This window comes from Massilia timonae (genome assembly GCF_001866515.1).
Classification (GTDB): domain Bacteria; phylum Pseudomonadota; class Gammaproteobacteria; order Burkholderiales; family Burkholderiaceae_D; genus Telluria; species Telluria timonae.
Genome location: NZ_JRYB01000001.1, coordinates 4,852,763 through 4,864,900, shown reverse-complemented (window position 1 = coordinate 4,864,900; position 12,138 = coordinate 4,852,763). Strand labels below are relative to the sequence as shown.

The 12,138-nt window shown below is 51.5% G+C and carries 8 protein-coding genes and 1 pseudogene; 8 read left to right on the top strand and 1 reads right to left on the bottom strand.

The features are described 5' to 3' along the window. The first annotated feature begins 224 nt into the window (after window positions 1-224). Window positions 225-1,373: a glutathione-independent formaldehyde dehydrogenase gene (locus tag LO55_RS20600; RefSeq protein WP_071362919.1), complete on the top strand. Its 1,149-nt coding sequence runs from the start codon at window positions 225-227 to the stop codon at window positions 1,371-1,373. A gap of 82 nt (window positions 1,374-1,455) precedes the next feature. On the opposite strand, the gene LO55_RS20595 is transcribed toward LO55_RS20600, so the two are convergent. Next, window positions 1,456-1,656 carry a hypothetical protein gene (locus tag LO55_RS20595; RefSeq protein ID WP_005670960.1) on the bottom strand — a complete coding sequence of 67 codons (201 nt, stop codon included), beginning with the start codon at window positions 1,654-1,656 and terminating at the stop codon, window positions 1,456-1,458. A 594-nt stretch (window positions 1,657-2,250) separates the two neighbouring features. Here LO55_RS20595 and LO55_RS20590 point away from each other — a divergent pair. The 7 genes and pseudogenes from LO55_RS20590 to LO55_RS27100 all read left to right on the top strand — a co-directional run bounded on the left by LO55_RS20590 (window position 2,251) and on the right by LO55_RS27100 (window position 11,973). Then, a complete protein-coding gene (locus LO55_RS20590) occupies window positions 2,251-3,276 on the top strand; it encodes a hypothetical protein (RefSeq protein WP_071362918.1) in 1,026 nt (341 codons plus the stop codon). Window positions 3,277-3,485: 209 nt separating this feature from the next. Beyond that, window positions 3,486-5,279, top strand: a complete 1,794-nt coding sequence (locus LO55_RS20585) for a hypothetical protein (RefSeq protein WP_143054582.1) — start codon at window positions 3,486-3,488, stop codon at window positions 5,277-5,279. 961 nt (window positions 5,280-6,240) lie between these two features. Beyond that, window positions 6,241-6,927: a hypothetical protein gene (locus tag LO55_RS26510; protein WP_143054581.1), complete on the top strand. Its 687-nt coding sequence runs from the start codon at window positions 6,241-6,243 to the stop codon at window positions 6,925-6,927. Between the two features lie 424 nt (window positions 6,928-7,351). Then, window positions 7,352-8,998, top strand: a complete 1,647-nt coding sequence (locus LO55_RS26505; RefSeq protein WP_143054580.1) for a hypothetical protein — start codon at window positions 7,352-7,354, stop codon at window positions 8,996-8,998. 329 nt (window positions 8,999-9,327) lie between these two features. Beyond that, complete coding sequence (locus LO55_RS26045) at window positions 9,328-10,350, top strand: ATP-binding protein (protein ID WP_083415477.1); 1,023 nt, start codon at window positions 9,328-9,330, stop codon at window positions 10,348-10,350. A gap of 156 nt (window positions 10,351-10,506) precedes the next feature. Further along, window positions 10,507-10,917 (top strand): annotated as a pseudogene (locus LO55_RS27400) (TniQ family protein); the annotation flags it as partial. 312 nt (window positions 10,918-11,229) lie between these two features. Beyond that, complete coding sequence (locus tag LO55_RS27100; protein ID WP_229410201.1) at window positions 11,230-11,973, top strand: hypothetical protein; 744 nt, start codon at window positions 11,230-11,232, stop codon at window positions 11,971-11,973. Window positions 11,974-12,138: the final 165 nt, after the last annotated feature.

The window sequence follows — 12,138 nt, the reverse complement described above, 5'->3', positions numbered from 1 at the left end:
AACGACTCGGCTGTGCTCGCTTCAATCGAATCGCCGCTTGCGATGGGGCGAACGCGTGTCTAACCTGTGTCGCTTCTGCCACCGACCATCGATGCGTCGGCGGCAGGCAGATGGTCCCGCGGGCGCCTTTCGCGGATATCGCCAACCACTGCCGGAACAGATTGCCACGTGTCGTCTTCGGTCACGCAGGGCAGGCTATTTCCTGGCAGCTCAAGGAGTGGACTATGAAAGCTGTTGTCTATCGAGGCCCCAACCAGGTGGCCGTCGAAGATGTGCCGGATCCAAAGATCGAACGTCCGACGGATGCCATCGTCCGAATTACCAGCACCAACATCTGCGGCTCCGACCTGCACATGTACGAGGGGCGGACCGACTTCGAGCAGGGCCGCGTCTTCGGCCACGAGAACCTCGGCGTGGTCATGGAAGTCGGTCCCGCGGTCGAGCGGCTCAAGCCCGGCGACTGGGTCTGCATGCCCTTCAATATCAGCTGCGGGCATTGCAGGAACTGCGAACGCGGCCTGACCGCCTACTGCCTCAAGGCGAACGAGCCTGGGCTTGCCGGCGGCGCTTTCGGCTTCGCCGACATGGGACCATGGCAGGGCGGGCAAGCCGAATACCTGCGCGTGCCCTGGGCCGACTTCATGTGCCTGAAGCTGCCGCCCGACGCCGAGGAAAAGCAGTCCGACTACGTGATGTGCGCCGACATCTTCCCGACCGGCTGGCACGCGACCGAACTGGCCGGCATGAAGCCCGGCGACGCGGTGGTGATCTACGGCGCCGGACCGGTCGGCCTGATGGCCGCGCATTCTGCGATGATCAAGGGGGCGTGCAGTGTGATGGTGGTCGACTGCCACTCCGACCGGCTCAAGCTGGCCGAGTCGATCGGCGCGATCGCGATCGATTTTTCCAAGGAAGACCCGGTGCAGCGGGTGATGGACCTGACCCATGGGCAGGGCGCGGACGTGGGCTGTGAGTGCGTCGGCTACCAGTGCCACGACCACCACCATCACCGGCAAGAGCGGCCCAATCTCACGATGAACAACCTGGTCAACTCGGTCAAGTTCACCGGCGGGATCGGCGTGGTGGGCGTGTTCGTGCCGGAGGACCCGAACGGCCCGGACGCCCTCGAAAAGGAAGGGAAGATCGCGCTCGACTGGGGCAAGCTGTGGTTCAAGGGGCAGCGCGTCGCCACCGGCCAGTGCAACGTCAAGGCCTACAACCGGCAGCTACGCGACCTGATCCACGCCGGCCGAGCGAAACCTTCGTTCATCGTGTCGCATGAGTTGAAGCTGGACCAGGCGCCGGACGCCTACAAGCACTTCGACGTGCGCGATCACGGCTGGACCAAGGTGATTCTGCATCCTGGTTCCTAGCGGAGCAGGGCGCATCCGACGATAGTCGAAAACGTGTGCCGGAAAATGCCGCCCATCCGGACGGCATGTCTTGCCAGCGACCTTAGAAGCCGCACCAGTCCCTGCACTCGTTGAACTCTTGCCGGCAGTGCGCCGATTCCTCGGCGTTCGTGCTCAATTGCAGGCAGGCGTCCAGTACCTGGCCGCAGCCGCGGACGCACGCTTCAACGTCCTGCCACGCAAACACCGAAGTGCTGGCGCCGATACCAATAGCAAACAGCAGGGTAGCCAGTTTCTTGTTCATCCATTGCTCCTTGAAGAGGTTGATGCTCGACGGGGGACTGCTGCAAATATCAGCGCATACGCCAACCCTGACTTGAATGTCTTCGCAAGCATGGGCGCCTCGGGCTTCAGATATTCTTGAAAATCTCATGCACATACGGTGAGCGTCAATGTGCTGAGAATGGGATGTGGGTGTAGATGCGTTTTCATGCCGGCTGAATGGCTGAATTCCACAGCCTTGATACTGCTGTTGGCACCGAGCGGCTGAGTTGGGCCAGCGAGAAATGCAGGCGTCAACCTCCGTCAGACCACGCTTCTCGATTTTGAATCGCAACTGCTGACGTGACGATTTGGCCCGGTGCAGCGTACGATGGATCCCGTTAGCGACAACATTGAACAAGCGCATTTTTGGCGCTGACGACAGATTGTCTGCAGGGGTAAAGGACGAAAGGCTGTTTCGACGACCCGAGAGAAGTTGATTCGAGGCCGAGTAAAGGCAAAATGGGGTTATCATTAAGTAACCTGATCGATAAGTCCATTCATCCAAGGTCGCCACATGCGAGCACCACTCCAGTCAAGAAGTGACCCTGATGCCGTCCAAATCAAAAGCGCTTCGATGGCGAGATTGGTCGACAACCGGCCTACGGCGGTGGCGCAACGCAAACTCGGCGAAATGATCGATAACAGCCCGCGCGTGCTACAGCAACGGGCGCTGGGCGACGCCGTTCGCGGGGGCCCTGTTGTTCAACGGGTCGTTGAAGGCTACAAGCCTGGAACGCTGGCAAAAACCACGAAGGTCATGAATGGCCTGACGGGCAAACAGCGGAAATACGTCCAGGAGCTGCACAATGAAGAGGATGAAATCTATACGGTGGAGGACGCGCGGGCGGAGGCCATTGAACACCGTAACAGCGGGGACGATGACGATAGCGAGATGGAAGAAGAAACGTCCGATCCTGCCGATGCCCCGAATCCGTATACGTGGGAGGTGTTAAAAAAGGCTGCATTCACGTCCGCCGACGCCAGCATACAGTCGGTCGTGAGTAACTTCGGACACCCCACCCGGGCGGTGACCGCCGTGTACCAGACACTGGGCCAGAGGATTGCCGCCGCTGTGAAAAGCAAACCGAACGTGCTGCTCGACCAGGATTTGGTTAACGAAGTGTACCAGGTCCTCGACGCCCAGTTGCCTTTGCATTTCGGCGCCAATCCCTTCCTTTCCGGGGCCTGGCAGAAGAACCTGTCTGACTATTCTGGCAGCAAGGAGGGCACAGCCTTGTACGGAGTAATGCGCACGAAACTAACGCATGATTTCCGCGAGGTTCACGGAGGCGGCAGTAGCGTGGACTTCAGCGACGTCCTGCACGCTGTCAGCGGGCGACCGCCCGAGGCACATCACTTCCTGTTCAAGGCGATCTTTGGCGAGCATGCGACCCGGGACATTAACTTGGGACTCACGGAACGCAGTCCACGGGAATCGGAATTCGGCCCCGGGCAGCATGAGCTGATGCACTACGTGGCCTCGGGTGCGAATGCCAATAAGTTCAAGGTCTTGACCATGCAGTTTGTCCACATTTACAACGAGTGGGTCAAGGACAGATTCAAGGAGCAGCTACTCGCCCCGATTGCCAAAAGTACGTGACCAACTGGCACTGACAATGCCTGGCAGTTCATCGCATGAGTTCATCGGCTGCGCAATGCCGCGCAAATTCTCGCTAACATGCCACCAATAAGGATACCTGCCGCACCCTGGCCGATAGTCATTGCAGACAAAAAAAGTAGAATGCGGGAATGGCATCCCGAGTGGCCGGGACTGTCGGGTTCCCTCATTCAATTAAACGGCTCTGGTTCATGTACTTGCTTGAATATCTGGAAAAACGCCTGACCGGTGATGCCTGGACGATCGGTCGGCAGCTGATGTATTTGCCTTGGCACTGCGACCTTGACCTTCTGAAACCACACATTCCGCGTGATGTTTTCGTCCGTTTTGCGAAAGTGCAGCGTTACTGCCGGTCGCGTATCCAACCCGGCACCAAAGCACGATTTCTGGGGCTACGATTTCGTTATGTCGCGCTTGACGCATTCGTTGTGACCAGCCCCACTCAAATGGAGCATGCTCAATCACGGCTGCTGGAGATGCACGACAGTTTCGTCGGCCAAGCCGTTGAAGACCTTTTAAAGGAAGGGCAGTCGTTCCAGTCTTTCTCACCTCAGGATCAGGCAGCCTTCATTTCGCTCTACGCGCTATCGTGTTTTTGTCTATGGGTGCTCGCAGGCATCGTCGTTCCTCGCAAAGGCATCATTCCTTATCAGCTTGCCGACGAGGAGCCGATCCTGGAGGCCATTCGTCTGTACTGGTTCGGGCACCATTGGAGCTTTCACAGCAATATTGCCGACATCATGCTACGGACGGCGGTGCACTCGGCCTTATGCGCGAATGGCGCCTCACTAGAGCAGGGCGTTCGCGCGCGTCACCCAGCGTTCGTCGGTTTTGTCGAGAATACGCTCGACAAAACCATTTCATTTCACGGGGATTTCGTGGATATGATTTACTCCGTCGACAAGGCCCTCTACACCCGGCTGGCGCGACGGACGGAACTGATCTGCTATCTGTATCTCATGAGTTATGCCGACTTCCAGAAGCTAAAGGTTCCGGATGTCATCGCCGGCAACCACACCGCGTTACCTCAGGACTATCCGGTCGGGTCCATCTACGCGGCCGGTTTCCTGCACAGCGAACTGGACGAACTTTTCGCCGAGTCTGAGAGTGCTCGCGAGGGCGAAGCGCTCATCGTTCGATCCGGCCCAGACACACTTCGCATGGGCATGCTGGGCCTGAAGTATGGGCTGATTTCGTCCTTGAATCCCATGCTCGCCAAGATGACGAAACGCGGCGACTGGTTCGACAAAAAATACATACCCGCCTACCTGAACAAGCGGGTGGGTACTGCGCGCTATCGGTATGGACAAGAGGTCACAGCGAAATCGGAGAAGGAAGGAAAGTATGACATCGACTTGATCGTCGCCGATGAAACCCTTGAGCGGCTCTACTTTTGCCAGATCAAGCACCGGGTTGCAAGTCTGCTGCCATACTTCCGCGATGAGCTCGACGAATATGCGAAAAACAAGCAGCTCAACAAGGCCGTAGATCAGCTACTCGGTAGCAGGGCGCAGTTCGGCGATCCGGTTTTCCTAGAACGGATTCGCGCATCCCTGAAAGAGTCTGGAGTGTCGTCTACGTTCTTGGCAAAGGTCGACCACCGGTTCCTTGAAGAGAACACGGGATTTATCGTTATTCATACGATTGAAAACCTCGATTTTGCGTTGAAAAATGGTGTGGCATTCTATGAATGGAATACCTTCCGCAATCTGTTACGTGGCCAGCTTACCAGTTATTCGAAAGAGAGGATTGACATCATGAATCTCGATCTTGACGGTTTGCCCCTTGATGATCCGAATAGGCTGTCAAGCGTACTGATGGAACTGGTCGGGAAGCAGGACAATGAGAATCCCTTGCATCCGGGGCGCCAATTGCTGTTTGCAATGAATAGCTATCTGAGCGTGAAAGAGAAATGGAGCATCACCGTTGGTGGGTGCCGGATCTTCGACGTCAATGGAGCGGAGCTGACGTTTCCAATCCTGTAGGCCGAGATGAGGTTACCTAGCACTCGGACGTGGATGTTTATTGACAGCAATCCACAACGATTCGTGGGGATTCAGGCCGCGGAGAACGGTCACAAAGCTCGTGAGAGTGACGCCGTTTTGTCTTGGTAACCCAGCTTGCGGATTAACTTCAAGCTGAAGCCGACACTGAGGTTGAAGTTGTGCGCGCGCGAACGGCGGAACTGCAGGAAGCGCATGAGCATGCCCAGGCTGCGCTGGAATCGCAGCTGGGCGACGTGCGGCAACCATGGAGGACGTGTTCCAAAATTAGGCCTCGGCTGAGCAGAACCTGGCAAGCCTGAAGGACCAGCTGCGCCTCGAACAAATTGCCAGGCACGCTGCTGAAAGCAGCAGGCTCGGCAGCGCTCCAAACTAATTCTATGTTCAAAACACGTTCTTGTCACCGCTGACAAAGCTATCCCATGTACCTCTACCTGCATTCCCTACCTCCCGCAATAGTAGCTATTTGTTCGGCGAACGATAACGTTTTTAGTTTAAAAGAGCTTGAAACTAAATGCGTGGGCAAGGGGCGCTCTTAAACTAATACCGTAAGCGCAAAGCATGTATTTGCTCCTCGCGGAATCCCATTTGCGACATACGACGCGCGAAGCATATGAACCCTGCGGAATAAACCACCAAGAAGACCGGCAATGGCTGGGCAATTTCGGATGGGAAATGGATGACTTCAATGGGCTGTTGACTGAGCTAAGGCTACTCTCAGACCATTCCGCGGGCAGCTTATGTTGCTAAAGAGCTTAACATAAAGTTTATAACATACCGCCTAAACTATTAAATAATACTCGCACGCGTAATATACCAAAAAGTTGCTCTATAGTCAAGTTTAATATTTTCGATATCGTTGTAGTGTGGGCAAATTTTATGATTGTCGAGGTGGTAAATTTCGGGGCTGACACTTTACCTAACTCAGTCTAGAAAATTTCCTATGCTAAACACCAAACGTCTTAGGGTAAGCACCTCTAGCACTCCAATGCAGGCTGCTAAAAAGCGCGGAGCTAGCGTCGCGAACATCTGGCACTTCCAGTCACCAAAGAATAGGAAACGGGTTGTCTTCGTAGGGGACATGGTATTCATGTACGCCGTAATTATTGAAGGCGATGTGAACGTCGAAAACTATCAAATTAACGATATGGAAATAGATGTTTGCGTCGAAGGAACAATCCAATCTTTTACCCCGGCAATAAAAGTGCAGCTAACAAACGGATCGACTGAATGGATCGATTTCCAGTCAATTCGCGGACGGGGAAAAACTTCAACAATGGTTGCCCGTGTACACCAGGTAATGCGACCCGTTTTTCCTGGTATTTATCGAATTGTCACTGACAAAGATTTGCTGGGCAGTTATGTATTGTTCGAGAACTGGCTAAACTTGTGCGGGATGATTAACAGATGCCGACATCTTTTTTGCGGAAACGAAGATGAAATCTTGCTCAGCTTTTTTCGGCAGAATAAGCAGATTCCATTAAGCTTATTACTTGATAGCGAGGGTGTTGATCGAGCGAGAATGCTTGCTAGCGTAGCGCGCGCACTGCAGGCCGGGATCATTACAGCCGACCTTTCGAAATCTCATCTGACTCCGGTCACGCAATTAAATAGGTGCAGAGATGAGTAGTGGGCGAAGCCGTGATGCTATCCCAGTAGCACACTCGGATTTGTCGCTATGGCCGGCCCCGGACATCGCGATATTCACAAGTGAGATCAGAGCAAAATTCGAATCCAGGCGTGAGAGTCTGATAATGTATGCCGCTGGGGACTCGTATGAAACAATCTGCCTCAAATGCGGATTTAAGAAAGGCGAGATACTGCGTTTGATTAAGAGGTGCCTAACGATCAACCAAACAGGAGGGATCTATGGATTCTATGCGCTAATCCCTGGGTTTCGTGTACAAGCTTATACAAGGACGGCCGATTTCCGGGGAGGTGCTGGAGGGAGAGGTGGATTTGCTGGAGCCTTAACAGCAACCTTTATGCGATTTCCTGAACTTGAACTGGAGATCCAATCCGCATGTCTAGATGTACGCGGGTCGCACGCAGCGATGAAGAACCAGAGTTTCGATTTTTCAGCCATTCATCGTCTATTCAAGCGGCGGTTAAGCGAACTCGGCGTGACATCACTAGAGTGGCCTTTTAACCAAAAAAATCACGGCTCCGTAAGTCTTCGAAAATATTGCAAAAAGATTCTTCATGGCAGGGCCGGAGGTAGCGGGCGTGGAAAAGCCGCGCTGGGCCGCCACGCGATAGGAAGAGGAGTGTCCGCGCTCATAAGGGCTCGAACCCCCTTCACTATTGTCCAGCTGGATTACCACAAGGTAGATGCTGCTAGTACGATATCAATCGAAAACGAATTTGGTGAAGAGAAGGATATCGTCGTTCAGAGATGGCATATTGGGCTTTTAGCGGATGAAAGATCAAGTGGAATTATTGGTTTACATGTAGCCTTAGAAGCGACACCCAGTGCAGATGATGCATTAGAGACGATCGCTTCCGCAATAATTGGCGACGCGAATCGCTCGAATGTTGGCAGTAGGAGTTCTGCGCCAGGTAATAAGCTCTTTTTGGTTCGACATTTTTTGCCTGAACTAGATTGGCAGTGTTTTGCCGCGATGAAAATGGATAATGGTTGGGCGAATCTCGCATCCGATACCGTAGATAATCTAATATCGGTTGTCGGATGTGCTGTGAATTTCGGCCCTGTGTACTCATGGTGGCGGCGCCACTTGATTGAAAATATAATCGGTAAGTTGACTTCTAAAGGATTGCAGCGCACAGCATTCACACATGGATCAGGCCCCAATGATCCTCGTGTTAGTAATCCAAACAAAGAAGCCGTCAAATTTAAAATAAAGATTTCTGATCTCGAGAGTATTATTTGGTCGTGTATTAGAGAATACAATAATTCAGAAAACGAACATAATCAGTTCACGGCACCCGTCAAGGCCCTTTCGTTGGCGCTGCAGCAAAAAGGACTTCCGTTCCTCCCACAACCGCTGCCAAACGAGGAAAGGCGCGGCGAACGCATACTCTATCATGTGCAGGAAGTGACCGTTAGAGGTAATTTAGAGAAGAACGAACGACCTTATTTCAAGCTTGATAGGGTCCGCCATACGAACGAAAAACTGTCGGAAATGTATGGGTTGATAGGAAAGAAACTTATCAGCTACACAAATCGCCGATTGTGCCGTGAAGTGCAGGCAACGATAAAGGAAACGGGAGAATCGCTTGGTTTTATGCATCCAGGACAAGGATGGGAATTTAGTAACGCATCTTGGCGAGACCGAAAATATTTCAACCGCACCGGCCTATCAAAAAGATCGCAGTCCGATCACACGGATCTGATGGAGGAATTTGTTGAGGAAAAGGCCACCGAACTGATTGAGAAACAGTCACGAAAACGACAGAAGGCCGCCTCCGATGCTCTACGCCTTGCGCGAATGCATACGAATATACAGCGAAATTCCAACGCAGATGCGTCCCCAATTTCAAAGAATGGCACAACGGACGTGCCAAACCTAGAATCAAATCATGGTCTAAATAAAGGAGTGGAATCTGAAGTTGCTGGCGTGACTAAAAAAGATATAGTCCGCAAGTCAAATGAGCATTCCAAGCCTGCATCTTATCCCCAGGAAGATCCATTTGGACTATTCGGCCCGTTGGTTATCAAACCCCATACGCGCAACGGATAACCAAAGATCATTAAATTTCTTGGAATTTTGAGTAGGCGGAATTTATGAAGAGAATATTATCATAGCTTCACAAGAGAACAATTTACTGAACAGGGAAGTGGAAATAGTTTGATGGTTATCCGTACTCATTCGAGCGCTTCTATGCCAACGGGGCTGAAAGGTGAAGTCGGAGCTTTGGCCGAAGATCTAGGAATCTATACGTGCTTGTCCTGACTTTGTAGGCGAAAGAGGCTTAAGTTAATATACGGGCCGTGTGGTGACTAAGAGCTTACTATGTAAGCATCTGAGCAGACAACTACCTATCGAAATAATAATCACAAGGACAGATTATGAAAGACCAGTTCACGGCGATGTCGCGAGAAGAAGTGTTGAGTAATGAGGGAAGGAAAGAACTATTCAATAGTCACCCTTTAATAACGGGTTCAGTCCTATTGCCAACTGCACCGATTCGCGAGGTCGCTACGATGGCGCGGAAGTCATGCCTTCTGCGTGAATCCGGGCTCGTTTTCATTGGAAAAAGTGGCGTAGGTAAGAGCTGCGCCCTTGAGATGATAGAGAGCACCCTGCGTGAGCAGTTCCCAAGGGTCGCAATTTATCGTCACGATACCCATAATCAGTCTATTCCATCAATTAGAGCTTTTTTTAAGCATTTCTTGGCCACAGTCGGGCATCATAATGTAAGGGGCGAAACTTTCGATCTAAGGGCAATACTTGTAAATTCTCTGATTGATTCGGCTCGTCTACACGGGGAGCGTATGATTCTTTTGTTGGTGGACGAAGCAAACGCAATGGATGTGACGGACTTTGATTTCCTTAAGGACGTTTACAACGATTTGGCGCAAGAAAACGTTAAGCTTGTAACAATCTTGATTGGTCAGGATCCCGAATTTAGTCAGCTAGTCGATAAACTTATAAGAATGCAAAGGTTGGACCTGATCGGACGGTTCGCCATACGGATTGTACCTTTCAGGGCATATCGTGGTAGCCATGATCTGGAAGAGATTTTTGAAGGAATCGACAATCAGATATTTCCTTTTGGCACTGGGGTTACTTGGACTGAATTCTTTTTCCCATTAGCTTATGCTGCCGGGTTCCGCCTGAAGAATCAGGTAAGCAGCTTTTTAAGTTCTATTGAGACATCAAAGCCGGCAGGGCTTAAACTTGGGTCAGAAATTCCTGCACGGCAAATGTTTAGTGCTGTGCGAAGCTATCTCACGGACCTGGTGCTATTCGACGAGCCTGGAATGATCGTTCCAGAGGGTGCATGGGAGGCCGCCATTGAATATGCGGCGTTAACGAAAGCGATGGCGTACATGAGCGCGAGAAAGGGCAACACTAGAATTAGAACTTAGGCGATCCTCAATTTCGAAAAATGCGGCCGGGTCGACATCGGGACGAAATAAATGTCAGCGTGCACACTGGACGCTGGCTAGGGCATAAGCAGGAACGTGCCAGTGCGCTCGCGCTGGATGTAGCCCTCGCCAGTTTCAAATCTATTTAGATTTTCTATGAGAAAAGACATGCTTGTGAAATCTTCGGCTTCAATCTCGCCAGTGGCGACTTTGCTGACTGGAAAAGATCTTACACCGTTGCCCTTCGAGTCTTTTGCTAGCGTTATAACCCGTATTTCATGGCGAAATCTTCTGAGCCCAAAAGCTATCCAGCGCCTGATTATCGGTAAGCAGATTGGTACCAATAGCGATTCGTTTTTGCTTCCGAAATGGATGAGTAGTAATAAGCTTGTTACCCAATTCGGATGGCATGCGCCCCTTTCAGACGAATTGAAGGTCTTACACCAATTTCGCGGTTTGACACACATATTCTTTAGTCGGCAACTAAAGATTTGTCCCGTTTGTTTCGGTGGTGGATATCATTCTTACTGGCATCAGTTAGAAAAGCTCTCCGTTTGCCCAATTCATCGTTGTCTGCTCACCAGTCGGTGCGTTTCGTGTAATGCCTGTTTCGGGAACTGCAGCTATCGTTTGAACGACGCAGTGATAAGTCTGCGCTACAAATGCTCGTCGTGTGGCCGCGATATAGCAGGGGTGGCAGTCAGTATTGAGAGCCATCTTGACCTACGATGTGAATTAGGCGAATCAGGCCAAGCCTTTATTAAACTTGCGCAGTGGGCAGCAAATAGCGAGTCCATGTTAACATGCCTTAGGAAAATTGAGGAGGACTATTGCTACGGTAGCGATCGTCTTAGTGTTTGGTGCCGGCCACGACGATTTATGGAAGGGCTGTTGATAAAGGGAGGGTATAAAGTAAACGACCTTGTCCCCATGGCTTTTGGAGAAATTTCTGCGCTGTCATGGAAAATAAAGATGCGCTTTTCAGAACGTTATTCGCGTCTTAGTCCACGCAACGTTAATACGAGCCGGCGCCGTCGCGCATTAGTGGTTTACACTGCAACACTGCGTATGCTGCAAGTCTGGATAACGGAAAGCTTGGGCCGTAATAATCCATTGCTAGACCTCGATCCGATTGAGGAAATGTGCGATACGATTGCGGTTGGCCAATGGCCCTCCTCATTCTTGGCATATCACATGATGCGAGCCATGTTTGAATCATCTATATGCAGACAGAGCATACTTGCACGGTTAAGCGTAACTGCATTTAAGTTCGATTATCGTCTGTCCGATTGTTTGTACACTTACCAGGGTAGGGAGCCTTTGCTGGCGTGGCGGGCGGTCTTTTTGGGAATTTTTGCCTCTCTGTACTGGACGATTGAGCGCTCAAGGAAAAATGGCAAGCTACAAGTTAGGTCTATTCGTTTTCCGATAGAGTCGACAGTCGCGAAAGTATTGTTCGTCGACGCAACGCACCATATGTGCGGCGTTGTCTTTTTTCCGACTATACCTGGCCTTCCACTTGCTCCGTACAAGCGCGGCACTCGGCTTGGAGTTGACCCGGTTCACTTACCATGTGAAGCGCCTGAAAAGTATCCCGATGAATTTCGTTGGCCTACGGTTTGAATATGGAAATAGCCTTTGTGAACCCACACTTTCAATGATACGAGCGTTAGATTGTCCGCCTAACGGAGCGCGAGTACGACTTTCATCCGGTGATGATCACGTCTATTTGACCTGCTTTAGGAATGCTGGACACTCATCAATGTGAGTTTTTCGTCGCAACTTAAC